Below are 23,453 nucleotides of genomic sequence, written 5' to 3'. Positions count from 1 at the left end.
GCGGCGGAACGCGGCCGTGCCGCGGGTGCGCTGCCCGTGCATGGATCACGGGCCGTATCCCGGCTCCACCGTCACGGAGGCGAACAGTCCGGTCAGGAAGTTCTCCAGGACGGCAGCGGGGGCGGGCCCGATCACGCCGGCGAGGGGCACATCGGAGTCGGCGTAAGTGATCACGTTCTTGATCGGCTCGTGCTCGGCACGCTGCACCCAGCGCCGGACCACCGGATCGTGCCGGAAGGCCTTCTCCCCGCTGATCCGGCAGTAGGCGGACCCGAGGGTGTGCCCCGGTACGACGAACCAGCCGTACCTCTCACCCGGTCCCGGAGTGCGTACCCGCGGACGGTGCCCGGCGCCCTCGACGAGCAGCCGGACCTGGGCCGAGGGCATGTGCACCCCGGTGGCGAGCTCGAAGGTGTCGACCACGTCGGCGCCGCCGAAGCGTGCCCCGACCTCCAGGAAGACGAGTCCCCCGGCGGTCTCGATCGCCTCGAGATGGAACGGGCCGTCGTGGATGCCGACGGCGCGCAGACAGCGCAGGGTCCAGTCGACCACCTCCGGGTCGGTCCCTGTCTGCACCGACCCCACGGGTCGGCCCTCGGCGTAACCGAGACAGGTCCCCACGTACCGGCTCGACTGCACGGCGACGGGCTCGCCCGCCGCCAGCAGCCCGTCGACATGGATGATCGGGCCCTCGACGAACTCCTCGATCTCGAAGGCGTCGGGGGACGCGGTGAGCAGGCCCCCGCGCACCGCCGCCAGTGCGTCCGCGACGGTGCCGTACGTCGTGATTCCCTCGCTGGAGGCACCCGCCAGCGGCTTCAGGACGGTTCGCCCGCTCCACGGCAGGGACGCGGGACCTGCGGCGAGCGCCTCCGGCAGGGCGGCGAAGTACGGCGCCCGCAGTCCCGCCGACGCGATGGCCGACTTCATCACGACCTTGTCCCGGGTCGGGAGCACCTCGCGTTCCCCCGCGCCGGGAACGCCGAGGGCCTCCCGCACGCGTGCCGCCGGCAGCAGGTCGTACTCGGAGAGCGCGATGACGAGGTCAGGTGCGGGCAGACCCGCGACGGCGGTGAGCACCTCGGTCGCGGTGTCGCCGGTGCCGGGGCGTTCGATGCACCGTGCCGGTACCCCCGAGGGAAGTGTGGCGAGGCGGTCGGGGGCGCTCACATACGTGACGTCGTTCGCCCGGTGGTCGATGTTCTCGGCGTAACGGACGAAGGAGTCGGGAACGCGGTGCAGGACGAGGATGCGCATCAGCCGGCCGCCCGGTCGCCGGAGCCCGCGACGGACAGCCGAAGCGCGGCCTGCGCCTGGTCGAGCGCCGCCCGCAGGTCCTCCTCCGTCGACGCCACCGCGGTCGCGAGCGCGATACGGCCGTCGATCAGGCCCTTCCTCGGCGGTGACACCACGTCACCCGGCCCCACCAGCGCCTGCGCCAGGTCGATGCCGGCGGGCAGCGCGGCCCGGTCGAAGTCGACGGACCCGATCACCGTGTCGTTCGCGGGCGGGTAGAAGAACCGCACCGCCGCGTGACGGGCAGCCGTGGCCCTCGTGTCGGGTTCCGCTCCACAGGCCACGTCCGCGGCGGCGAGGCCGGGGTCGACGCCCGAGGCCCTCATGCCGAGGTAGGGGATCAGATCACCGCCCAGCCGACCGTTGACCTCGATCAGCTTGGGGCCCTCCGGGGTCAGCTTGAGTTCCGTGTGGGTCCATCCGTCGGTGTAGCCGAGGGCCGCGTGGATGTCGGTGAGCGTACGCAGCAGTCCGGCGTCCGAGAGCAGCGGATCGGCGCCGGCGACGCGGTGTCCCGTCTCCTCGAAGTACGGGGGAAAGCCGATCTCCTTACGGCCCACGAACACCGGGACGACACGGCCGTGGTAGACCACGGAGTCGACGCTGATCTCCGGTGCGTCGAGGTACTCCTCGACGAGGATCAGCTGGTCGAACGCCGGGTTGTGCGGGACGGGCACGTCCCGGGTGGCGGCGAACTGGTCGGCGAGTTCCGCCGCGTCGTGCACCAGGACCACACCCTGGCTCCCGCCGGCGGCGCGCGGTTTGATCACTACCGGGTAGCCCAGCTTGTCCGCTGCGGCCAGTGCCTCGTCGAGGGTGCCGGCCAGCTCGAACGCGGGTTGCGGCAGCCGCGCCGCGGCGAGCGCGGTGCGGGTCGCGAACTTGTCCCGGCAGCGCCTGACGGCGGCCGCCCGGGTGCCCGGCAGCCCCAGTTCCTCGGCGACGAGGGCGGCCTGCACGATGTGCTCCTCGTGCCAGCTCATGACGCCTGCGACCGGTTGCTCCGCGGCGATCCGCCGGGCGGCCCCGAGCACCGGATCCGCCCCGGTGTCGGGCACGACCGTGCAGCCCGCCAGGTGGGGCAGCTCCCAGTCGGCTTCGACGGAGTCGATCAGGTGGACGCGGTAGCGGGTCGCTATCGAGGTCAACAGGTACTCGCGGTAGCGGCGAAGGCCGCTGGTGATCACCAACAGCAGTGGCTTCTCGTCGGCTCGCGTCATACGGATGTGTCCTTCGTGTGGATGCTCGGTTCGTAGGTGCCGGGGTTCGGCCGCGGTCCTGGATGCGGGCCTCGTCCCCTGGCGTTCCGGTCCCCGGCCCGCGCCGCTCGGCAGCCGGTCAGAGGCCGGCGCACCACGGACGGGCGGCAGTGCCCCACCCGCCGAGCCGACCGCCCACGAGGGCAACCGCTTTCCGGGACAAGGGAGTTACCAGACCTCACGTTGCCAGACTCCCTGTCGTGACGGGTCTGGGCGGGGAAGCATCATGCTGCATGGCAGCATGATGCCGGGCGGAGATACCAGGCTGAATCAGCCGTATCCACGTCGGTGAAGAGGCCGTACGCCCGCCTGGGCGCGTGGTGCGCCCAAGGGGAGTGAGGAACCGTCGCCCCGCCCGCGTCGCCGGCCCCGGTCATGACGGCCCGCCGTCATCGGACGGGTGTGACGCCGCGCTCATGGAGTGGGGAGCCCTTCGGTCGAGCCGGGCCGGCGCGAGGGCGTCCAGGTCCGCCGACTCCGCCGGTCCCTCGCGCCCCCGTCGGGTGAGCCACAGCAGGAGCGGGCCCGTCATGGCCGTCGTGATCACCGCCATGGCCACGAAGAGGGAGTAGAGCCGTTCGTCCAGCAGTCCGGCCTCCAAGCCGACGCTGAGGGCGATCAGTTCCGTCAGGCCCCGTGTGTTCATGAGGCTGGCCAGGACGGCCGAGCCCCGGGCGGACAGCCCTTGCGATCTGGCCGCGGTCCATGTTCCGACGGACTTCCCGGCGATGGCGACCGCCAGGATCAGACCGAGTTCGTACAGACCCGAGGCCCCGATCCCGGAGAGGTCGACCTTGAGTCCCGCGGTGATGAAGTACACCGGCAGCAGCAGGCCGGTCAGGGACTGCGTACGGTGCAGCAGGTCCTGTCTGAACCGCCCGGGCTCCAGGCGCGGCATGACGAGGCCGAAGAGGAACGCCCCGATCACGAAGTGCAACCCGATCAGCTGGGTCACCGCGGCGGAGAGCAGCGCGCCGGGAATCACCACGGCGAACACGCCCGGGGTCATCTGGCGGTCCGGTCCTCCTCTGGTCAGTCCTCTCCTCAGCAGGGGCCTGACGCAGGTGATCAGGAAGACCGCGAAGGGGACGATCAGCGTCACCTGCCAGTGGTTCTGGTGGCTGCCGCCCGTCAGCGCCTGGACGGCGGCGAGCGTGGTCCATGCGGCGAGGTCGCAGATCGCCGCCGCGGAGAGGGCGACCGACCCCAGCCAGGTCCCGTTCATGCCGCGGTCGGCGAGGATGCGAGCGAGCACCGGAAAGGCCGTGACAGACACGGCGACCCCGATGAACAGCATGAATGCCGGCCGGTTCGCCGGTCTGTGGTCGCTCATGAGCACCACGGCGAGCAGCAGACCGAGAACGAACGGCACGAGGGTCGAGCCGACGACGGTCGCGCCCGCGATGCGCCCGGAGCCCCGCAGGCGGTCGAAGTCGAACTCCATGCCCACGACGAGCATGAACAGCACCAGGCCGAGGTTGGCCAGCGCACTGAGACAGGGCCGGACGTCCGTCGGGAACAGCGTGTCGGCGATGGCGCCGCCCAGCAGGGTCGGGCCGACCAGGATGCCTCCGACGATCTCGCCGATCACGGCCGGCTGTCCGGCCATCCGGGCGATCCGGCCGATCACCTGCGCCATCGCGACGATCAACCCGAGATCGGCGAGGAGTACCGCTGTCTGTGTCTCGGTCACGAGGTGCCCCGCACCACGGCCACGTGCTTCAGACGGCGCAGCAGTTCCTCCTCGCCCGTCCGGAGTTCGAGGCACGTGGAACTCATCCACCGTGTGTCGACCGTCCCCGTCACCTTTCCCAGGAGCAACTGGTTCTGCACCTCGGTGGCTTGCTTCACGATGCGGTCGACGACGTCGTGGACCTCGCTGTCGCCGATCAGATGACGGGCGTATTCGAGCAGGCCGATGCGTGAGCCCAGGTAGACCGAGAAGGCGTCGTGCAGGGCCGCGACGGACGCCTCGGACGCGGCCCAGGGGCAGTGGAGGATCTCAGCGACGCCGGTCAGCAGCGTATGGCTGTCCCGGTATTCCTCGACGAGCCGTGAGAACGCCTCCCGGGTGCCGTGCTCCGCCTCTTCCCGGCGCACCTCTTCGAGGGTGAAGTAGCGGATCCGGCGCAGCTCTCCGTTGTCGAAGCTGTCCGCGATCACCTGCTCGGGATAGGCGTAGGTGCACAGCAGGCTCGCGGGGTTGTCGTCGATGAGCGACCATTCCCGGGCTTCGGCGTCGTATCGCGTCAGGGTGATCGTGTGGGTCAGGTGCTTGGTGCGGTACTCGGGGCAGTGCGGCCAGTAGTAGACGTCCCCCACCAGGATGGCGTAACCCTCACGTTCCACGACCTCCCGCAGCAGGGGCCGGGCCTCGGCGTAGCTCTCGAAGGGCACGTCGTGCGGGACGATCCCGATCCTCCGGAGATCGTCCGGCTGGAAGAAGCCGCTCTCGAAGTCGTACTTGGGGTGCCGCTGCTTCACGACTTGCCGGAGGATCTCGTCCGTGCTGATCAGACACCGGTGGAACAGATGATGCGCCGCAGGTGTCCGCTGGGTGAGCATCACCATCGACTGCCGCTGGTAGCAGTTGAGGAACAGTCGGCTGAACAGCCCCTTGTCGTAGGGGTATACGGCGTCCTTCACTTGTTGCGCCCCCTCGGGTGTCGGGCTAGAGCAGCCGCGTCATGAACGCGCTGTTGGGGTCTTCCTTGTAGTCGGCGAAGGGCGCGCAGTACTCGAACCCGAACTTCTCGTACAGGGCGCGGGCCGGCGCGAAGAAGTCGGTCGCACCGGTTTCCAGGCTCAGCCTGGAGTACCCCATGAGCCTGGCCTCGGCGATGATGTGGGCCAGCAGCTTCGACGCGATGCCGCTCCGTTTACGCGAGGGGTCCGTGCGCATCGACTTGATCTCGGCGTGGTCGGCGTCCAGTCGTTTGATGGCGCCACAGCCCACCAGGGCTTCGCCGTCCTTGATCGTCCAGAAGGTGACCTCGGGCTTGCGCAGACCTTCCAGGTCAAGTGCGTGCTTGCTCTCCAGGGGAGTGATCGACCTCATCTCCTTGACGTGCGCGTCGAGGAAATCGATGATCTCGGACCCGGAGAGGTCGTCCACTGAGATGTTCATCTTGTCACCTTGTGCAGACAATTGACGGACAGGTATCAGGTTGCCACGAGGAGCCCACACGCGAAGAACCCAGGCGCCGACGCCTGGGCCAGATACTTCTCCCCCGTACGCATGCCCACCGCTTCGACGTGATCGACCAGATTGATCATCCAGTCGGAGTTCCCGCAGTGCCCGTAGGCCCGGAGTGTGTCGGCGAAGTGCAGCTTGTCCCGGGGCACGCCCGCGATGGTCGCGTTGAACAACGTCACGGGCTGGAAGAGGTTCGTCGGAAAGACCCTGGTGACATCGTCGAGCCGCTCGCCGCTCTCCTGGAAGACCTTGGCGAAGGCGGCCTGCGCCACCTTCTGCCGCGACACGAACGAGTCACGGCCCATCAGCCCGGAGTGGTCGACCTTGACCGTGGCCGAGGCGAGCCGCAGCGGACCGCCGGCGTCCCGGCTGATCAGGCAACTGGCGACGGCGTCACCGAACAGGGCGAAGGACTTGACGCGGTCGCCGTCGTCCGGGGTGAAGTCCAGCGAGACCAGTACGACGTTCCTGACGTCCTCGTCGGAGAACAGCTCCCAGCCGTACCGCAGGGCCGCCAGGGAACTGCAGCACTGCTGGAAGGAGAGGACGACCGGAACGCATCGGGTCATCCCCAGTGCGTCGAGGACGGTCACGGCACAGTCACGCCCGAGCGTCCTCAGACAGGCGTCGCTGGTCGCGAGGACGAGGTGGGTGACGTCCTCGGGACGGACGGCGTGTCCCTCCAGGGTCTGCCGCACGGATTCGACGACGTACTTCTCGACCGGCCCGGACATGGTCCGGAAGGTGCCGCAGCCCATGGCGTCGAATGCGGTGTCCGGGGCCGCCGCCTGCCACAGTGCGGCGAAGCCCGGAATATCCTCAGGGCTGCGTTCGAGGTCGCCGAACACGCACGCGAACGAGCCCATGGTGACGTCTCGATGAGTTGGAGTCATTTCTTCCCGAATCGACGGGCCCGGTCCCGGCGGCCGGGGAAGGCCACCGGGACCGGGCGGGACGAACTGCCTGACATCACGCCGGGGCTTGTTCGCGGCTGCTGTCGTCGATCTCACGGAGCACGGAGACGATGCCGTCGACATCGTTCAGCCGGGACACCCATTCGGGCTTGAGGGTGACGCTGTTGTCGGCGTGCTCCTTGATGTAGTTCACCAGCACCAGAATGATGTTCAGCGAACTGATCCCGAGCTCTTCCCGGGACGTGGCGCGGGCGAGGTCCTCGTAGGTCAGCTCACTCGTCATGGGCTGCGTCCGGAGGAAGTCGGCGAGCTTGTGCAGATAGTCGTCAGCGCTCATCGGTGTCGACCTTCTTGAAGGGGAAGCCGTTCAGGTTCTTCTCGTGCAGACGGTTGTGCCCGTACTTGTCCTCGCCGGACACCAGAACGCAGCCGTGGTAGTCCAGGCTGATCGTGTCGCCGAACTCGCTCAGGCTGTCGACGTCCTCGTAGACCTTCACCGACGGGGCGACGTAGCGCGAGGCGAACCCCAGCCGGGTCTGGTCACTGACGTTGGGCAGGGAACCGTGGATGCACTTGGCCAGGAAGATGACGAACTGGCCGGGCTTCATCTCCATCTCGAAGACTTCTTCCTCGTTCGGATCCCAGTCGTCGTCGAGCTTGAGTTCCGAGTAGTCGTAGCCGAAGAAGTCGTGGGACTTGCTCTCGACGTTCCGCGTGAGCGGCTTGCTCTCGTCGTAGTACCACCGCTTGTGGCTGCCGGGGATGTAGCGCAGGCAGCCGTTCTCCTTGCCCGCCGGGGAGAACGCGGTCCAGACCGTCAGCTCCTGCGTGAGGTTCTCGCTCTCCTCCGTGTACTTGAGGGAGGGAGTGGCGGAGGTGGTGGTCTCGCCGACCACGAAGGTCTCGACCTGGTGCCAGCCGGTGCCCGCCTCGCCCGGCGCCTTCTTGAAGATGTTCGTCTTCCAGCACAGGATGTCGTCGCCGATCAGGCTGCGCAGCTTGTGCACGATCTCCGGCCGGCTGATGTGCGCGGAGAGCGTGTCACAGTCCAGGTGCCGGTCGTAGTTGATGACCGTCGAGTTGTGCGGCTTGTTCTCCGAGGTGACCATCTCGATCATGGCCTGGTTCCACAGCAGCGGGGCTTCTTCTTCGGAGTACAGGTCGAACGGCCCGACGAAACCGTTCTCCTTGAAAAACTCGATCTGCTCATCGGTCAGCCCGAGGAACGCGCTCTCGGCAATGCTTTCAGTCACCTTCATGCCTCTCTGCTGTTCAGGCTTGCGATTCCGTTGACCGGGTGGTGCCGCCTCATCACTCGGAGGTCACCGAGGATTTCAGCTTGTTCTTGCTGAGCAGCCGCTCGGCGTTCTTGTGGAAGAACAGATCACGGTCCGCGTCCGACATGTCCTCGGGGAACGCCCCCTCCTTGGTCAGCTTCTCGATCAGGTTGATCTGCCGACCCTGCAGCCGGAACACGGGCCAGTCCGTGCCGAAGAGGATCTTGTGGTTGATCCCGCGCCGGAAGAGGGTGTTGAGGGCCGCGGTGCCCGACGCCTCGTATCCGCTGACGTCCACGTAGATGTTCGGCCTGTTGTTGCACAGCATGGCCACTTCGTCAGGATAGTGAACACTGCCGTGCGCCAGCACGAAATCGATTCCGGGAAAGTCCTTCGCGGCCTTGTCGACATAGATGGGCTGCGCGATCTCGAAATCGAGCACCGGAGATGTGGCCCCGATGTGGGAGAGCACCGGAAGCGAGTATTCCGCGCAGATCTCGTAGTACGGGTAGAGCCTTTCGTCCGACAGCTTGTATCCGCAGGGCGGGTACAGCTTCATGCCGTCGAACCCGTAGTCGACTATCGCCCTCTCGAAGAGCGAGATGCCCTCCTTGCCCCACTGCGGATCCACGCCGACCAGTACCCGGAACCGTCCCGGGTGCCGGTCGACGACCATCTTGTGGTGGTCGATCAGTTGGGCGATGGTGTGAGTGCTGTCCCGTAGCGCGTACGTGAAGTCGGGGAGCAGGAGGACGGATTCCTTGATGCCGGCCTCGTCCATCTGCCTGACCAGTTCGTCGCACAACGGGTCCTGCAGGGTGCTGGAGTGCATCCTCGCGACCTTGTCCCTGGTCACGGGCAGCCCACGGCTCTGCAGGCCCACGATCATGTTGTCGACGACGCCGTCCTGGAACGACTTCGGAAAACACATGTCTGACGCGATGTGGGAATGGAAGTCGATGATGGTCGGTGCGTGGCTCACGGCCGCCCCCTCAGATCTGCCGGACGATCTTGATGATGTCGGACACGTCCTCGGCACCGACGAACTGTTCCACCTGGCCGAAGGCATCCACGCCGAGGTTCTCTTCCAGGGCGAAGACGATGCTCATGAGGCCGAGGGAGTCGATTCCCAAATCCCCGCGGAGGCTCATGGCCGGGGTGATTCCACCTTTGACCGAGGCCTTGGAGATCACGCTTCCGATGATCCGGCAGATCTCGTCGTCGGCCGCTTCGCTCTTGCTCATCGTGCCCCCCGGATGTCTTCGGTGAATATCTTTCGCATGACCGCGCCTCTGTCGACCTTGAGATTTCTGGTGAGCAGTCCGTTCTCGACGGAGAGTTCACCCGCCGGTCTGAACAGGACGTCCACCATCCGGTGCGATGACTGCCTCTTGCGGTTCAACTCCTGGACACAGGACTCCACTTCCGTCCTGCGTTCGGCCGACTCCGGGTCGTCGAGCCACACGACGCAGGACAGGAGCCCGTCCTGACCCGGCGACACGACGATCGCCTTCGTGATCCGGCAGCCCTTCTCCACCGCCTCTTCCAGCTCTTCCGGGTTGATCTTCACCCCGCTCCGCGTGATGATGACGTTCTTCTTCCGGCCCACCAGGCGGAGGAATCCGGAGCGGTCGAACTCCCCGATGTCACCCGTGGCGAGCTTGTCCGGCCCGAGGTAGACCGACTGCTGGGTCTCCTCGCCTTCGAAGATGTACCCCAGCGTCTGCGGGTACGCCGTGCCGACCAGTACCTCGCCGTCCTCGGCGAGGGTGACGTCCACTCCGTCGACCGGACGGCCCGCGCTCCCGACTCTGTGCCGCCGGGGCAGGTTGAAGCAGATCCAGCCGCTCTCGGTACTGCCGTACACCTCGAACAGGGGCGCCCCGAGCCGCTGGAAGAGCCGCACGGTGCGCGGCGGAACCGGCGCCGATCCGGTGAGCATGAGGCGGACCCGGGAGCCGTACATGCTCATCCACCTGCGGCCCAGTCGCGCCCTGACAGCACGGCCGAACCGGCCGAGCGGCAGCGTGTGCAGTGCCGTCGCCACGTAGTACGGGAGCTTCTCCCGCACGCTTCCCGCGGTGACCCGGTTGTAGGCGATCTCGAAGAAGGAGGGTGGGCCGAGAATGATCGTGGGATTGAATTCCCTGAGCTTCTGGAACATGCGCTCCGGCGCCACCACGGTCGCGTCGAGACCGTACCGGACGGCTGTGTACATCAGATAGCGCTGCTGGAAGTTGGAGAACGGCATCACGATGAGGACGTTGTCGTCCTCCGTCACTTCCCAGGCCCCGGCGGACACCCGCATCGTGTTCTCGACGCCCGCCTTCGACATCAGCAGGCCCTTCTTCGTGCCGGAGGTGCCGGACGAGAAGGCGATCGAGAACACATCCGCGGAGATCGCGGGGCGCGCGTCGTCGGGCACGGCGCGCTTCTCGAACTTCAGCGGCCGCTCCTCCAGGACGCCCGTCGCCTCCGGAAGGGACGACCCGACGGGCAGCGCCTTGGTGACGAGGACGGCCGACAGGCTGTACTTCTCCGCGAGTTCGCGCACGGTGCCGGGCTGTGTGCGCCGCTCCGCGGGCAGTGCGACGGACACGCACTCCAGTCCGAGCAGAGCCAGGTCGGCGACCACCCACTCGTACGAGTTCGGCCCCATCAGGCCCACGAGGTCGCCGGCCTCCACCCCGCAGTCGCGCAGCTCCGACATGAGCTGGAGCACATCCGCGTGCACCTCGGAGAAGGTCTTGGAGATCTGGCTTCCGTCAATCGACAGGAAACGCATCCGATGGTCAGGGTGTTCCAGCAATTCGCGGTGCAGTGCGTTTATAGACAATGATGACCCTTGGGCACGTGTCGGACCGAAGTACGTGGCTGGTTTTCTCTGTTCTTCAGGACGCCCGCGTCTACCGGCGGGGCAATGAGCCATTGAGCCGGTGATCGCCCCTCGGAACCGCCGGGGTCGACCTGCCATCACGTTGCCAGAGAGATGCGTCGGTCAGGATCGCCGTCGTGGCACATCAAGCTGCACGGCAGCAACCTGCCTGACGGAAGTAAGGTGATGAACCGTGCAAACCCGGAGCGGAAGGGGATGCACGGAAGGGTGCTGTGGGGCCGGGCGCTCGAGGTCCGTCGCCCGGGCGGCCCGGGTCTGTCTCCCTCGGACGGCTCGGTCGGCCGCGGCCTCGGACAGTGCGCGGCGAAGGGCCTGCGTCAGGCTGGCGGCGGACACGACGGCCACTTCCGGTACGCCCACACGCGCAACCCCGCCCGCCCCGGCGGTGACCACGGGGGCATGACGGTCACGGGAACACGGACCCTCGGCCAGAACCCGGACGGTTCGGCCCGGGGCCGGCACGCGCAGCACGCCCTACGGCAGTCGCCAGTCCACCGGCTGGGCACCCTGCCGCAGCAGGAGGTCGTTGGCCCGGCTGAACGGTCGCGAACCGAAGAAACCGCGATCGGCGGACATCGGAGACGGGTGCGCGGACTCGATCGCCGGAAGATCCCCCAGCAAAGGCCGCAGATTGCGCGCGTCACGCCCCCACAGGATGGACACCAGCGGCTTGCCGCGTGCCGCCAGCGCCCGGATGGCCTGCTCCGTGACCTCTTCCCAGCCCTTGCCCCGGTGCGCCGCGGGCTTGCGCGGGGCCGTCGTCAACGCCCGGTTGAGCAGCAGCACACCCTGCCGTGTCCACGGCGTCAGATCGCCGTTCGACGGCCTGGGCAGCGCCAGGTCGGAATGCATCTCCCGGAAGATGTTCTCAAGGCTTCCCGGCAGCGAACGCACCTCCGGCGAGACCGCGAAACTCAGTCCGATGGCCATCCCGGGCGTGGGATAGGGATCCTGTCCGACGATCAGGACACGGACGTCGTCGAAGGGCTGCTGGAAGGCCCGCAGGACGTTCGCCCCGGACGGGAGGTAGGTCCGGCCCGCCGCTATCTCGGCACGCAGGAAGTCCCCCATGGCCGCGATGCGTCCGGCCACAGGTTCGAGAGCCTTCGCCCAGCCTGCTTCGACAAGTTCGTGCAAGGGTCGTGGTGCCACGGCGCGTCACTCTACTGGCACACACAGCCGCCCCGCATATCCGGAGAAGCCTCCGCCCACGGGCCGTCCCGCAGGCGCTACTCTTCCTCACCGTCGGGATCTTCCAGCCGGTCGAGCAGACCGCGAAGCCGGTCACCGGAAAAGGGAGGGGACCTTGTTCCGTCCAGTGCTCGAGCCACTCCGCCTGATCGACACCGGCTCGCGCCCCTTCCGCCGCGCCGACGCCCTGCTGATCCAGCAGGGCGGGCAACCGGTGGACCGGCGTCTGCCATGACCGCTTCCGGGTATCTCGCCGTGGACTCCGGCGGTTCCGGTCTCCGGGTCGCCGTCGGCGTCCCGGGGCGGGAGCCCTCGGCCCGGCACGAGACCCGGGAACCCGTCCGCACGGCCGCGCGGGGGATCGACCCCGACCACCTGACGGCACAACTCGTTCCGGTGGCCCGCGCCTTGACCGCCGAGGCGGGGCTGGACGGGCTGGGTACGGCCGTCGTGGGCGCCGCCGGCTTCGCCAGCCTGGGCGACGCCCTGCGCGCCGAACTGCCCGGCGCCCTCGCCCGGGAGCTGGGCGTACGCACCGTGGCGCTCGCCGCCGACGCCGTCACCGCGTACGTCGGCGCGCTCGGGCCGCGGCCGGGCGCGGTCCTCGCCGCGGGTACCGGGCTGATCGCGGTCGGCACGGACCTGGCGGGCTGGCGGCGGGCCGACGGCTGGGGGCATCTGCTGGGCGACTGCGGCAGCGGTGCCTGGATCGGGCGGGCCGGGCTGGAGGCCGCGCTGCGCGCCCACGACGGCCGGGACGGCGGTTCCGCACCACTGCTGGCCTGCGCCGAGGCGCAGTTCGGCCCGGTGCGGGGCCTGCCCGGACTGCTCTACCCGCGCACCGACCGGGCCGCCGTACTGGCCGCCTTCGCACCCCGGGTGGCCGCCTGCGCCGCGCACGACCCGGTCGCCGCGGACATCCTGCGCACGGCGGCCCGGGACATGGCCGACTCCGCCGCGGCCGTGTGCCCGGCGGACGGCGAACCGGAAGTGGCGCTCACCGGCGGCCTGTTCCAGATGGGCGACCCGCTGCTCCTGCCGCTTCGCGAGGAACTGGCGCGCAGGCTGCCGCACGCCCGGCAGGTGCCGGCCGAGGGCGATCCGCTGCACGGCTCGGTACGGATCGCGACGGACCTGGCGGCGGGACGGCTCACCCTGCCGAGCGAACCGGCGATGCTGTGCGTGAGCCACGCGCCCGGCGGCTGAGGCAGGGCACCGACGGTTCCGTCCCGATGTCGGGCTATGCGTCCGGCATGTGCCCGAAACGGGTGTCATGCGTGCGTAACTCATCAGACAAAACCGGACGGATACCGCTCACCTGCACCCTCCCCGAACGGAGGAGCCCACGAAACCAGTAACATGCGGCGCCATGAGCTCCCCCACTGGACCCGTGTCCGGCCTGCCCGTACGAATGCCGCGACCCCGCCAGCCCGGACGCCACCGCCGTCCGGAACCGCTGGTGGCTCCCGAGGGCGCGCCCGCGCTCGTCCTCGCGGTGCCCGGTGTGCCCAGCACCGCCACGCGCAGCCTCGCCGAGGAGGTCGTGAGCATCGCCCGCTCCGAGCTGCCCGGCCTGGACGCCAGGATCGGGTATCTGGACGGGGACGACTCCGAGTTCCCCACGCTCCGCGCCGTGCTGGCGCGCACCGCCGAGGAGCGCGCCGTCCGCTACGAGCAGGCCGTCGCCGCCGGGGCCGAGGGTCTCAAGGAGCCCGACGGCCCGGTCGCCGTCGTCGTCCCGCTGCTGGCCGGCCCGGACAGCGCGCTGCTGCGTCGGCTCCGTCAGGCCGTGATGGACAGTCGGGTCGCCGCCGAACTGACCGATGTCCTGGGCCCGCACCCGCTGCTCGCCGAGGCGCTGCACGTGCGGTTGTCCGAGGCGGGTCTGGCCCGTGCCGACCGGGCCCGGCTGTTCACCGTGGCCACCGCCGCCGACGGCATCATCCTGGCCTCCGTGGGCGGCGAGGAGGCCGTGCAGGCGGCCGGGATCACCGGCATGCTGCTCGCCGCGCGCCTGGCCGTGCCGGTGATGGCGGCGGCCCTGGACCAGGACGGTTCCATCTCCTCCGTGGCCGAGCAGCTGCGTTCCGCCGGCTCGCAGCAGCTGGCCCTGGCGCCGTACCTGATCGGCCCGGAGATCGACGCGGGGCTGCTGGCCGCCGCGGCCGAGGAGGCGGGCTGCGCCACGGCCGAGGCGCTCGGCGCGTACCCGGCGATCGGCAAGCTCGCGCTCGCCAAGTACACGACGGCGCTGGGCATCGCCCCGCAGCAGCCGCAGGGCGCGCCGGTCCGTTGACCCGCGCGGCCACCGCCCTTCGGCGCCCGTACGACACAGGGCCCGCTCCCATCCTGGGGCGGGCCCTTGCCGTGTGCGGGGCGCGGCGTGCTCAGCCGAAGACGACGCAGGAGGCCGCGGTCACCCGCACGGAGCCGTCGTAGCGGGGGATGCCGGTCGCCTCGTCCACGGCGAACCAGGCCACGTCGCCGGAGCGCTCGTTGGCCGCGTAGAGGAAACCTCCGTGTCCGGCCAGCGCGCGGGGCCAGCGCCCGCCACAGGGCACCGTCCCGGTCAGCCGGAGGCCGTCCGGCACGACGGCGAGGACCGACAGGACGTCCTCGCCGCGGGTCGCGGTCCACACGAAACGGCCGTCGGGCGAGACGACGATGCCCGAGGGGTAGGCGTCGCCGGCCGGTGCGTCCCGCAGCACGGGGACCTCGGTCAGCGGCTTCAGCGAGCCGCCCGCGGCGTCCCAGCGGCACACCGTCACCGTGGGGGTCAGCTCGTTGACCACGTAGACGTGCTCGCGGTCCGGGTGGAAGGCCAGGTGGCGCGGGCCCGAGCCCGGGCGCAGGGCGATCTCGCGGTGCACGGTGGGGACGCCGCCCACGAGGGTGCACACCCGGACCGAGTCCGTCCCGAGATCGACACTGACGGCCCACCGGCCGCTGGGGTCGGGCTGTACCTGATGGACGTGCGGGCCGCGCTGGCGCCGGTCGTGCGGGCCGGAGCCGGTGTGCTGGAGCCGTCCGGAGGGCGCGCCGGCGAGTGTGCCGTCCGGGCGCAGGGGTACGGCGGTGACGCTGCCGCAGCCGTAGTTGGCGGTCAGCACATGCCCGGCGTAGAGGCCCAGGTGGGTGGGGCCGCTGCCGTCCACCGGCACCGGCGGCCCGGCGGGTTCCGGCCGGTCACCGGTGACACGGTAGGCGGCGACGGCTCCCTCGGCCGTCTCGCTGACCGCGTAGAGGGTGCGGCCGTCCGGCGAGAGGGCCAGGTAGGAGGGGTCGGGGAGGTCCTTGACGGCGTCCACGAGGGTGAGCGCCCCGCTGCCCGGCGCGACCTCGGCGGTGACCAGTCCGGGTCCGCCCGCCGCCGTGAACGATCCGATGAACGCCCGGCGCCCGCCCCTCCTGCCGTCCTGTGCCACCGCTGTCCCCTCTCGGTCGAGCCAGTCGAGCCAGTCCGGGCTGACGCTAGCAGTCGGTCAGCCCGGTCTAGACCAAGAGGGTGATGGCGGGGCGGTGACCGTGACGGGGCCCGCGGTCGTCCGGGGCCGCTCAGGCCCCGACGAGCCGCGAGCCGGACGGCGTGCGCAGGGGCTCGGCGAGGTCGGCGAGGGCGCGTTCCAGGCCGTGCAGATGCGCCAGGGCGGGTTCGGCGGGCGGTTCGGCGATGTGCTGGAGGGGTTCGGTGCGGCCCGCGGTGAGGGACTCGACGGCGGTCTCCACGCGCCAGCAGGCGGCGGCCAGGCGCGCGTCGTGTGAGGCCTCGGGGTCGGCGGCGATCGCCACCAGGCCCCGGACCTCGCGGGCGCAGTCGTCGAGGAGCTCCAGGACCCGGCGGGCCCGCGCCCTGCGCGCCGGCACCGGGTTCAGCGGATGCACCAGCGGAGCCACCGACAGCCGTACCCGGCCGAGCAGCTGCTCCAGTTCGGCGACGCGGGGCGCGGGGTCGGCCGTGGCGGAGCCGGCGAGGCGGGCCGCGGCCTCGGCGGTGCAGGCGTGCACGCACCGCAGGGCCCGCTGGATCCAGGCGTCGGTGGTGGCGTGCGTGGTGACCGGCAGCACGAACGCGACGGCGAGCGCGGCCCCCAGCGCGCCGACACCGGTCTCGGCGAGGCGCAGCGCCAGCAGTCCGGGGCTGAGGACGCCGAGGAGGCCGTAGAGGGACTCGGCGAGCACGGTCACCCAGAGCATCATCCAGGTGTAGGAGACGGCTGCCGTGTAGAAGATGCCGAAGACGGCGACCGCGACGAGAACCGCCGTCGGCACCGGGGCGCCGTCCACGGGTATGGCGACGAGGAAGCCCAGGCAGATGCCGATCACCGTGCCCAGGACCCGGCGGAAGCCACGGACCAGCGTCTCGCCGCGCGAGGCGGTGTTGACGAAGATCCACCAGGTGGCGCCGACGGCCCAGTACCAGCGCTGTCCCGACACCAGCTGGCCCACGACGAGCGCGAACCCGGCGCCGGCGGTCGCCTGGACGGCCTGCCGCGTGGTCACCCGGGCCAGCCCGGTCCCGGCGGGCGGGACGGGTACGGCGGCCGGGGGCAGCCCGCGCTCGTAGCACCACATGCCGAACCGCACGACGGCCGCGGTGAGCACGGACAGCAGGACGGCGGCGTAGAGCCCGGGCAGCCGGTCCGGGGTGGCGTGCAGGAACTGGGCCACGAAGAAGGTCATGAAGGCGAAGACACCGAGGCTGTGTCCGCGCGGGCCCCACCGGCGGGCGTAGACGCCGGCGCCTACGACGGCCAGGAAGGCGAGATCACGGGCGACGGGAAGGTCGTGCAGCCCGGCCGCGACGGCGAGCACCGGTGCGCCCACGGCGGGCAGCAGGGCGGTGGTGACCGCCTGGCCGCGCACGGTCGGGTCGGTGACGGTGAACAGGGCGAGCAGCGCGGCGAGGCCGCCGGTGACCGCGCCGGCGAGGGAGAGTCCGGCCAGTGCGCACACCATGACCGCCAGTCCGATGCCGAGGACGGCCCGCGCGGCGAAGCGCAACCGCGCCCGGCCCGGGTCCGGAGCCACGAACACCCTTTTCAGCACTGCTGCCCTCCCCGGGGAAACCGGCACACAAAAGGCGCCGCGGGATCCGCAGCGCCATCGACAGGTCCATGAGAGCATCACGAAGGTCACTGGCTCAAGTGTTGCCCCGTTCACTGGGCCATTGGCCCAGAGGCGGGCGGGCCGTCTCGCACGCTGGGAATACCAACGGCCCAGGTCGGACGGTACGCGCGGCGGCCCGGGGCCTGAGCCATTGGTACAGTCGGGCATCATGGCCGTGGACGAACTCGACACCCGCATCCTGCGGCTGCTCCTGGAGCAGCCGCGCACCAGCGTGCGCGAGTACGCCCGCATCCTCGGCGTGGCCCGCGGGACGCTGCAGGCCCGGCTGGACCGGATGGAACGGGACGGCGTGATCACCGGCACGGGCCCCTCCCTCTCCCCCGCCGCGCTGGACCATCCGGTCCTGGCGTTCGTGCACATCGAGGTCACCCAGGGCCATCTGGACGACGTGGGGGACGCGCTGGCCGCCGTGCCGGAGATCGTGGAGGCGTTCTCGATCACCGGCGGCGGGGATCTGCTGGCCCGGGTGGTGGGCCGCGACAACGCGCATCTTGAGGACGTGATCCAGAAGCTGATCAGCCTCCCGGGCGTGGTGCGCACCCGCACCGAGGTGGCGCTGCGCGAGCGCGTCCCGTACCGGCTGCTGCCCCTGGTGGAGTCGGTCGGCCGGGCGGCCCGCGTCTGACGCCTCGCGTTCCGGACGCCATGCGCCACGCTGACGGACCGTGCCTCGGCATGCGCAATCCGCTACGACTGCATAGCGTGACCCCATGAGCACAGAACAGGCCCGGCCCGCCCCCGACGAGCGGCGGTGGAAGGCGCTCGGGGTCTGTCTGGCAGCGGGCTTCATCTCGCTCCTCGACACCTCGATCGTGAACGTGGCCCTGCCGTCGCTGGAACGCGGGCTCGGGGCCTCGGAGGCGGTCCAGTCCTGGGTGGTCTCCGGGTACGCCCTCACCTTCGGGCTCGCGCTGGTCCCGGCCGGCCGGCTGGGCGACATGCGCGGTCGCCGCCAGGCCTTCCTGATCGGGCTCGCCCTGTTCACGGTGGCCTCGCTGGCCTGCGGGCTCGCCGCCAGCCCCACCTGGCTGGTGTTCTTCCGGCTGATCCAGGGCACGGCGGCGGGCCTGGTCGCGCCCCAGACCTCGGGGCTGATCCAGCAGATGTTCCAGGGCTCCGAACGGGCGAAGGCCTTCGGTGTGCTGGGCACGGTCATCGGGGTGTCGACGGCGGCGGGTCCCCTGGTGGGCGGCCTGCTGATCGATGCCGCCGGTACCGACGACGGCTGGCGCTGGGTGTTCTTCGTGAACCTGCCCATCGGGCTGGCCGCCTTCGCGGTGGGGCTCCGGCTGCTGCCCCGCCTGCCGGCGCCGGGAAAGCACGAGGAGTTCGACCTGTTCGGGGTGCTGCTCCTCGGCTCGGGCGTGCTCGCGCTCATGCTGCCCCTGGTACAGGAGCAGCAGTGGACCGGGCGGGAGAAGTGGGCGCTGCTGCCGGTGGCCCTGCTGCTGTTGGGCGGCTTCTGGGTGTGGGAGAAACGGCAGGGGGCGCTCGGACGCGCTCCGCTGGTGGACCTGGCACTGTTCTCGCTGCGCTCGTTCACGCTGGGCGCCCTGATCAGCCTCACCTACTTCGCGGGCTTCACCACCGTCTTCTTCCTGTACGCCCTGTACCTGCAGAACGGCCTGGGGTACAGCGCGCTGGCGTCGGGGCTCACGGTCCTGCCCTTCGCGGTGGCCTCCGCGATCGGGGCCGCCCTCGGAGGCCGGCTGGTGATGCGTTTCGGCCGCAGGCTCGTCGTGATCGGGCTGGGCGGCGTGGCACTGGGCCTGCTCGGCGTGGTCGCGGCCGTGCAACTGGTACCGGGGCCGAACCTGGGCTGGGCGTCGGCGCTGCCGCTGCTCGTCGGAGGCATCGGGTCCGGCATGACGGTCTCCCCGAACACCACCCTCACCCTCACCCGGGTGCCCGTGAACCGTGCGGGCGCGGCCGGGGGGGTCCTCCAGACGGGCCAGCGCGTCGGCTCGGCGGCCGGGATCGCGGTGGTGGGCTCGGTGTACTTCGCCCACCTCGCCAACCACGGCCGCGCGGAGACGGCGATGCAGCTCGGGCTGCTGTCCTCGGTGGGGATCATCCTGATCGCGCTGGTACTGGCGGTCGCCGATCTGCGGGAACGCCAGGTGCGTCCAGAGCCGGAGAAGGCCGGGGTGACGGCGGGGCGGGGCTGGGACGAGGAGGGCGTGCGGCCCGGCTCGTGAACGGCGGGGCGGGGATACGACGGGGAAAGCGCGCGGCCCCGGTCGTGAACGGCGGAGCGGGGGTACGACGGGGAAAGCGCGCGGCCCCGCTCGTGAGCGGCGGGGCGGGGATACGACGGGGAAGGCGTGCGGCCCGGCTCCTGAACGGCGGGGCTCTCGCCTCAGGACTTCCGGCGCGGCTTCCCGCGCTTGGCCGGCTTGCCGCCTCCCGTCCGGGCGCGTGCCGTGCGGCCCGCCGGTTTCCCGGACGACGTCGCCGATGACCTGGCCTGCGGCTTCCCCGTCGATGTCGGCCGGCTGCCGCCCCCGTCGGAACGCTTGCCCTTGTCGTCGGACCTGGCCGCCGCGCGGCCCCGGGTGCTGTTGACGGTGCGTCCGCGGACGATGCCGATGAAGTCCTCCACCAGGTCGGTGGTGGCCTCCTCGGGCCAGGACAGGGCGACGGTCGACTGGGGTGCGTCGACGACCGGCCGGTAGGTGAGATCACGGCGGTGGTGCAGCCGGGCCAGCGACTGCGGCACGACCAGCAGGCCGACGTTCGCCGCCACCAGCTCGATGGCGTCAGCCGTCGTCGCAGGGCGCTCGAAGGCCGGTTCGCCCGGCGGGGCGTCCCAGTCGAAAACGTCGTCCAACGGGTGGAAGAGCACCTCGTCGGCGAGGTCGGCCAGGGTGACCTCGTCCGCGGCCGTGACGAGGTGGTCCTTGGGGGCCACGACCACCGTGGTCTCGGTGTACAGCGGGATCGCGCTGAAGAACGCACGGTCCACCGGGAGCCGGACGAAGCCCGCGTCGGCCTCGCCCGCGCGCAGCACCTCGGGCGCCTCGGCGTCCGGGACCTGGACGAGGGTGAGCGGGATGTCGGGCAGACGCTCGTTCCAGATCTTCGCCCACTTGGCGGGCGTCACTCCGGGAACGTACGCGAGCCGGAACGACGGGGGTTCCTGCGAGCCTGTCACCAGGCCAGATTACCGGCAGTCGGCGGGCCGCCCGCACCGGCCGTGGTCGGCGCCGGCGCACTCGGCCGATACCCTTGACCTCATGAAGTCGCAGCAGAGCACCCAGACGATGAAGCCCGCGACCGCGGCGAAGAAGCTGGGTGTGTACCTCCCCGCCACTCCCGCTTCCTTCCAGGAGGGTGTGGTGTCGCGCGCCGAACTCGGCGAGCTGCAGGCCAACCCGCCGGAGTGGCTGCGCGATCTGCGGAACAACGGCCCCCACCCGCGTCCGGTGGTGGCCGCCCGGCTGGGCGTGTCCATCGCGGGTCTCGCGCGCGGTGGTGTCACCGAGCCGTTGACGACCGAGCAGATCGAGGCGCTCAAGCAGGAGCGGCCCGAGTGGCTGGAGAAGGAGCGCGCCACCCAGGCCGAGGTCCGCAAGGAGACCGCACGGCTGAAGAACCTCAAGAAGGAGAAGGAGACCGGCGGCGCCGAGCGCGGCTGATCCTTCCGCCCGCCCCGGACACCGCCCGCTGCGGAGTCCGCCCGTCCAGGGCTCAACCGCGCGGGCTGTGTGCGGTGTGCTCGGCCGGGTGATTCAGCCGAGGAAGCTCAGCCGTACCCGGCGGTCCGGGTTGTCCTTGTTGGTGTCCACCAGGCACACCGACTGCCAGGTGCCCAGTTCCAGGCGCCCGCCGATCACCGGCAGGGTCGCGTGCGGCGGGACGATGGCCGGCAGGACGTGGTCGCGGCCGTGCCCGGGACTGCCGTGCCGGTGCTGCCAGCGGTCGTCGGCGGGGAGCAGGGTGTGCAGGGCCGCGAGGAGATCGTCGTCGCTGCCGGAGCCCGTTTCGATGACCGCGATCCCGGCGGTGGCGTGCGGGACGAAGATGTTGAGGAGACCGTCCCGGCCGGCCGCCGCCTCCCGCAGGAATTCCTCGCAGTCGGCGGTCAGGTCGACGACACGTTCCCGGGAACCGGTGGTGACGTGCAGCATGCGCGTGGTGAGGGCATCGGACATGCCCTCATCCTGACCCATACTCCGTTTCTCACACCCGGCGGCGCGGACGTGTGTCGCGGACGCCGGCGCCGTGGCCCGGTCCCGGCCACCGGGGAAGATCCGCGCGCCGCGCCCTGTTGCGAGAGGCGTGAACGGAACACGCGAGGTCGAGGTCGAGGTCGAGGCAGTCGTCGTCGGCGCCGGTCAGGCGGGTCTGGCCGCCGCCTATCACCTGCGGCGCACCGGTTTCGAGCCGGACCGTGACTTCGTGGTCCTCGACCACTCCCCCGGGCCGGGCGGCGCCTGGCAGTTCCGTTGGCCTTCGCTGACGTTCGCCAAGGTGCACGGGATGCACGCGCTGCCCGGCATGGAACTGACGGACGCCGACCCGTCGCGCCCGTCGGCCGAGGTGGTCCGGGAGTACTTCGACCGGTACGAGCTCGCCTTCGACCTGCGGGTACGGCGTCCCGTGGCGGTGCGCTCGGTACGCGAGGGTGCCGGGGGGCGGCTGCTTGTGGAGACGTCGGACGGTGACTGGTCGACGCGGGCCCTGATCAACGCGACCGGTACCTGGGACCGGCCGTTCTGGCCCCGCTACGCCGGCCAGGAGACGTTCCGGGGGCGGCAGTTGCACACCGCGCAGTACGCCGGTCCCGAGGAGTTCGCCGGGCAGCGGCTCGTCGTCGTGGGCGGTGGCGCCTCGGGCACCCAGCATCTGCTGGAGCTCGCCCCGTACGCCGCCGCGACGACCTGGGTGACCCGGCGGCCTCCGGTCTTCCGCGAGGGACCGTTCGATCAGGAGGCGGGCCGCGCGGCCGTCGCGCTGGTGGAGGAGCGCGTACGCGAGGGGCTGCCGCCGCGCAGTGTGGTCTCGGTCACCGGGCTGCCCCTCAACGACGCCATCCGCCAGGGCCTCGCGGACGGGGTGCTGGAGCGGCGGCCGATGTTCGACCGGATCACCCCGGACGGCGTGGAGTGGCGGGACGGCCGGAAGGTGGCCGCCGACGTGATCCTGTGGGCGACCGGCTTCCGCGCCGCGCTGGATCATCTCGCTCCGCTGCGACTGCGTGAGCCGGGGGGCGGCATCAGGGTGGAGGGCACCCGCGCGGTCGCCGATCCGCGGGTCCACCTCGTCGGCTACGGCCCCTCGGCCAGCACCATAGGCGCCAACCGGGCCGGGCGCTCGGCCGTACGGGACATCAGGCGGCTGCTGGCCGAGGAGCCGCTCGCGGCGTGACGTCCGGTGGTCTCAACTGCCCGCGGCCCCCGGGGAGACCGGGACGCCCGCCGGGTCGCTGTCCGAAGGCTGTGCCGCCGCACTCTGGTGGAGGGCGTTGAAGTCGGCCACGTTCTGCAGGTGCTCGGTGTAGTCGGCGGTGAAGCGCGTGTCCCCGGGCCGCACCGTGACGAAGTACAGCCAGTCGCCCGGCGTCGGGTTGAGGGCGGCGCGCATGGCCTCCGCGCCGGGGTTGTCGATCGGTGTCGGCGGCAGGCCCAGACGCTGGTAGGAGTTGTACGGGCTCGCGATCTGCGTGTCGTCCTGGCTGGTGCGCAGGGTGTTGCGGTTCAGCGCGTAGTTGATGGTCGAGTCCATCTGCAGCGGCATCCCGCGCTCCAGCCGGTTGAGGACGACTCGGGCCACCTTGCCCATGTCCACTTTCGTATCGGCCTCGGCCTGGACGATGCTGGCGATGGTGACCGTCTGGTAGACGTTCATCGCGTTGCGCTGTGCCCCGGCGGCCACCGGGGCGCCGTTGTGCCTCCGGTTGGCGGTGTCGACCATGGTCCGTAGCAGTGATTCGGGGGTCGCGCCCTCCCGGACCGGATAGGTGGCCGGGAAGAGATAGCCCTCCGGATTGCCCCCGGCCTCATTCGGCAGTGGCAGGGCGGCCTTGTCCAGGGACTTGCGGGTGCTGCCCGGGGGCAGCTTGAGGGCCTTGTCGATCGCGTCGTAGACCTGGCTCGCGCGCCAGCCCTCCGGGATGAGCAGCGCGGCGGGCTTCGTCTGTTCGTGGCCGCCCGCGAGCGTCAGCAGCGGCACCGCCACGGCCGTGCCGGCCACGACGGCGCCGGCCACGACGACGGCGAGCCTGCCCCGGCGTGTCAGTCGGATCCTGCTCCGTGACGGAGTGTTCGTCTGCATGCGGGCACGGTAATACGCATA

General features: G+C 70.6%; 23 protein-coding genes. 6 read left to right on the top strand and 17 right to left on the bottom strand.

Annotation, left to right across the window (positions count from 1 at the left end):
- Positions 1-45 precede the first annotated feature (45 nt).
- From AB0B40_RS15980 to AB0B40_RS15925, 12 genes are all read right to left on the bottom strand, one after another.
- The gene (locus AB0B40_RS15980) at positions 46-1,257 is read right to left on the bottom strand and encodes an ATP-grasp domain-containing protein (RefSeq protein ID WP_345054743.1); all 1,212 of its coding nucleotides are present in this window, start codon (positions 1,255-1,257) and stop codon (positions 46-48) included.
- On the bottom strand, positions 1,257-2,516 hold the full coding sequence (locus AB0B40_RS15975; protein WP_345054740.1) for an ATP-grasp domain-containing protein: 1,260 nt from the start codon (positions 2,514-2,516) through the stop codon (positions 1,257-1,259). The genes AB0B40_RS15980 and AB0B40_RS15975 overlap by 1 nt, the downstream gene beginning before the upstream one ends.
- Positions 2,517-2,928: 412 nt before the next feature.
- Positions 2,929-4,248: a cation:proton antiporter gene (locus AB0B40_RS15970; RefSeq protein ID WP_345054737.1), complete on the bottom strand. Its 1,320-nt coding sequence runs from the start codon at positions 4,246-4,248 to the stop codon at positions 2,929-2,931.
- Positions 4,245-5,201: a hypothetical protein gene (locus AB0B40_RS15965; protein ID WP_345054734.1), complete on the bottom strand. Its 957-nt coding sequence runs from the start codon at positions 5,199-5,201 to the stop codon at positions 4,245-4,247. The genes AB0B40_RS15970 and AB0B40_RS15965 overlap by 4 nt, the downstream gene beginning before the upstream one ends.
- A gap of 25 nt (positions 5,202-5,226) precedes the next feature.
- Positions 5,227-5,682, bottom strand: a complete 456-nt coding sequence (locus tag AB0B40_RS15960) for a GNAT family N-acetyltransferase (RefSeq protein WP_345054731.1) — start codon at positions 5,680-5,682, stop codon at positions 5,227-5,229.
- Positions 5,683-5,717: 35 nt separating this feature from the next.
- On the bottom strand, positions 5,718-6,644 hold the full coding sequence (locus AB0B40_RS15955; protein WP_345054728.1) for a hypothetical protein: 927 nt from the start codon (positions 6,642-6,644) through the stop codon (positions 5,718-5,720).
- A 76-nt stretch (positions 6,645-6,720) separates the two neighbouring features.
- Positions 6,721-7,002 (bottom strand): hypothetical protein, encoded by a 282-nt coding sequence (locus AB0B40_RS15950; RefSeq protein WP_345054726.1) that lies wholly within the window; start codon positions 7,000-7,002, stop codon positions 6,721-6,723.
- A complete protein-coding gene (locus AB0B40_RS15945) occupies positions 6,992-7,918 on the bottom strand; it encodes a chlorinating enzyme (RefSeq protein WP_345054723.1) in 927 nt (308 codons plus the stop codon). Before AB0B40_RS15945 ends, AB0B40_RS15950 begins: the two co-directional genes overlap by 11 nt.
- Positions 7,919-7,976: 58 nt before the next feature.
- Complete coding sequence (locus tag AB0B40_RS15940) at positions 7,977-8,924, bottom strand: amidohydrolase family protein (protein WP_345054720.1); 948 nt, start codon at positions 8,922-8,924, stop codon at positions 7,977-7,979.
- Between the two features lie 10 nt (positions 8,925-8,934).
- Positions 8,935-9,186: an acyl carrier protein gene (locus AB0B40_RS15935; protein ID WP_345054717.1), complete on the bottom strand. Its 252-nt coding sequence runs from the start codon at positions 9,184-9,186 to the stop codon at positions 8,935-8,937.
- Entirely contained in the window at positions 9,183-10,871 is a 1,689-nt protein-coding gene (locus AB0B40_RS15930; RefSeq protein ID WP_362264123.1) for an AMP-binding protein, read from the bottom strand. Before AB0B40_RS15930 ends, AB0B40_RS15935 begins: the two co-directional genes overlap by 4 nt.
- A gap of 441 nt (positions 10,872-11,312) precedes the next feature.
- A complete protein-coding gene (locus tag AB0B40_RS15925; protein WP_345054712.1) occupies positions 11,313-11,990 on the bottom strand; it encodes a uracil-DNA glycosylase in 678 nt (225 codons plus the stop codon).
- Between the two features lie 270 nt (positions 11,991-12,260).
- Between AB0B40_RS15925 and AB0B40_RS15920 the strand changes: the two genes are divergently transcribed.
- On the top strand, positions 12,261-13,235 hold the full coding sequence (locus AB0B40_RS15920) for a BadF/BadG/BcrA/BcrD ATPase family protein (protein WP_362264122.1): 975 nt from the start codon (positions 12,261-12,263) through the stop codon (positions 13,233-13,235).
- A gap of 163 nt (positions 13,236-13,398) precedes the next feature.
- A complete protein-coding gene (locus tag AB0B40_RS15915; protein ID WP_362264121.1) occupies positions 13,399-14,325 on the top strand; it encodes a hypothetical protein in 927 nt (308 codons plus the stop codon).
- A gap of 91 nt (positions 14,326-14,416) precedes the next feature.
- On the opposite strand, the gene AB0B40_RS15910 is transcribed toward AB0B40_RS15915, so the two are convergent.
- Positions 14,417-15,454: a lactonase family protein gene (locus tag AB0B40_RS15910; protein WP_345054705.1), complete on the bottom strand. Its 1,038-nt coding sequence runs from the start codon at positions 15,452-15,454 to the stop codon at positions 14,417-14,419.
- Positions 15,455-15,584: 130 nt separating this feature from the next.
- A complete protein-coding gene (locus AB0B40_RS15905; protein WP_345054702.1) occupies positions 15,585-17,075 on the bottom strand; it encodes an FUSC family protein in 1,491 nt (496 codons plus the stop codon).
- 229 nt (positions 17,076-17,304) lie between these two features.
- Here AB0B40_RS15905 and AB0B40_RS15900 point away from each other — a divergent pair, with 229 nt between their 5' ends.
- Positions 17,305-17,781: an Lrp/AsnC family transcriptional regulator gene (locus tag AB0B40_RS15900; protein WP_362264120.1), complete on the top strand. Its 477-nt coding sequence runs from the start codon at positions 17,305-17,307 to the stop codon at positions 17,779-17,781.
- 85 nt (positions 17,782-17,866) lie between these two features.
- Positions 17,867-19,354, top strand: a complete 1,488-nt coding sequence (locus tag AB0B40_RS15895; protein WP_362264119.1) for an MFS transporter — start codon at positions 17,867-17,869, stop codon at positions 19,352-19,354.
- 161 nt (positions 19,355-19,515) lie between these two features.
- Here the strand turns inward: AB0B40_RS15895 and AB0B40_RS15890 are convergent, their stop codons facing one another.
- Entirely contained in the window at positions 19,516-20,310 is a 795-nt protein-coding gene (locus AB0B40_RS15890; RefSeq protein WP_345054695.1) for a LysR family transcriptional regulator substrate-binding protein, read from the bottom strand.
- Positions 20,311-20,392: 82 nt separating this feature from the next.
- On the opposite strand from AB0B40_RS15890, the gene AB0B40_RS15885 reads away from it, so the two are divergent.
- Positions 20,393-20,794 (top strand): DUF5997 family protein, encoded by a 402-nt coding sequence (locus AB0B40_RS15885; protein ID WP_345054692.1) that lies wholly within the window; start codon positions 20,393-20,395, stop codon positions 20,792-20,794.
- A gap of 93 nt (positions 20,795-20,887) precedes the next feature.
- Here AB0B40_RS15885 and AB0B40_RS15880 read toward each other — a convergent pair whose 3' ends face one another.
- Positions 20,888-21,310 carry a secondary thiamine-phosphate synthase enzyme YjbQ gene (locus tag AB0B40_RS15880; RefSeq protein WP_345054690.1) on the bottom strand — a complete coding sequence of 141 codons (423 nt, stop codon included), beginning with the start codon at positions 21,308-21,310 and terminating at the stop codon, positions 20,888-20,890.
- Positions 21,311-21,437: 127 nt separating this feature from the next.
- Here AB0B40_RS15880 and AB0B40_RS15875 point away from each other — a divergent pair, with 127 nt between their 5' ends.
- Positions 21,438-22,526: an NAD(P)-binding domain-containing protein gene (locus AB0B40_RS15875; RefSeq protein WP_362264118.1), complete on the top strand. Its 1,089-nt coding sequence runs from the start codon at positions 21,438-21,440 to the stop codon at positions 22,524-22,526.
- 12 nt (positions 22,527-22,538) lie between these two features.
- Here AB0B40_RS15875 and mltG read toward each other — a convergent pair whose 3' ends face one another.
- Positions 22,539-23,432, bottom strand: a complete 894-nt coding sequence (gene mltG / locus AB0B40_RS15870; RefSeq protein WP_345054685.1) for an endolytic transglycosylase MltG — start codon at positions 23,430-23,432, stop codon at positions 22,539-22,541.
- Positions 23,433-23,453 lie beyond the last annotated feature (21 nt).

The sequence above is a fragment of the Streptomyces sp. NPDC042638 genome (assembly GCF_040647235.1).
In the GTDB taxonomy this organism is placed as follows: Bacteria; Actinomycetota; Actinomycetes; order Streptomycetales; family Streptomycetaceae; genus Streptomyces; species Streptomyces rameus.
This window is presented reverse-complemented; position numbering and strand designations above follow the sequence as displayed.

What these genes read in the sequence shown, in the direction of transcription:
- AB0B40_RS15935 (WP_345054717.1), bottom strand. Translation starts at nt 9,186, where the DNA reads ATGAGCAAGAGCGAAGCGGCCGACGACGAGATCTGCCGGATCATCGGA.
- AB0B40_RS15920 (WP_362264122.1), top strand. Translation starts at nt 12,261, where the DNA reads ATGACCGCTTCCGGGTATCTCGCCGTGGACTCCGGCGGTTCCGGTCTC.
- AB0B40_RS15955 (WP_345054728.1), bottom strand. Translation starts at nt 6,644, where the DNA reads ATGACTCCAACTCATCGAGACGTCACCATGGGCTCGTTCGCGTGCGTG.
- AB0B40_RS15980 (WP_345054743.1), bottom strand. Translation starts at nt 1,257, where the DNA reads ATGCGCATCCTCGTCCTGCACCGCGTTCCCGACTCCTTCGTCCGTTAC.
- AB0B40_RS15895 (WP_362264119.1), top strand. Translation starts at nt 17,867, where the DNA reads ATGAGCACAGAACAGGCCCGGCCCGCCCCCGACGAGCGGCGGTGGAAG.
- mltG (WP_345054685.1), bottom strand. Translation starts at nt 23,432, where the DNA reads ATGCAGACGAACACTCCGTCACGGAGCAGGATCCGACTGACACGCCGG.
- AB0B40_RS15880 (WP_345054690.1), bottom strand. Translation starts at nt 21,310, where the DNA reads ATGTCCGATGCCCTCACCACGCGCATGCTGCACGTCACCACCGGTTCC.
- AB0B40_RS15900 (WP_362264120.1), top strand. Translation starts at nt 17,305, where the DNA reads ATGGCCGTGGACGAACTCGACACCCGCATCCTGCGGCTGCTCCTGGAG.
- AB0B40_RS15915 (WP_362264121.1), top strand. Translation starts at nt 13,399, where the DNA reads ATGAGCTCCCCCACTGGACCCGTGTCCGGCCTGCCCGTACGAATGCCG.
- AB0B40_RS15960 (WP_345054731.1), bottom strand. Translation starts at nt 5,682, where the DNA reads ATGAACATCTCAGTGGACGACCTCTCCGGGTCCGAGATCATCGATTTC.
- AB0B40_RS15950 (WP_345054726.1), bottom strand. Translation starts at nt 7,002, where the DNA reads ATGAGCGCTGACGACTATCTGCACAAGCTCGCCGACTTCCTCCGGACG.
- AB0B40_RS15975 (WP_345054740.1), bottom strand. Translation starts at nt 2,516, where the DNA reads ATGACGCGAGCCGACGAGAAGCCACTGCTGTTGGTGATCACCAGCGGC.
- AB0B40_RS15885 (WP_345054692.1), top strand. Translation starts at nt 20,393, where the DNA reads ATGAAGTCGCAGCAGAGCACCCAGACGATGAAGCCCGCGACCGCGGCG.
- AB0B40_RS15930 (WP_362264123.1), bottom strand. Translation starts at nt 10,871, where the DNA reads ATGGCTCATTGCCCCGCCGGTAGACGCGGGCGTCCTGAAGAACAGAGA.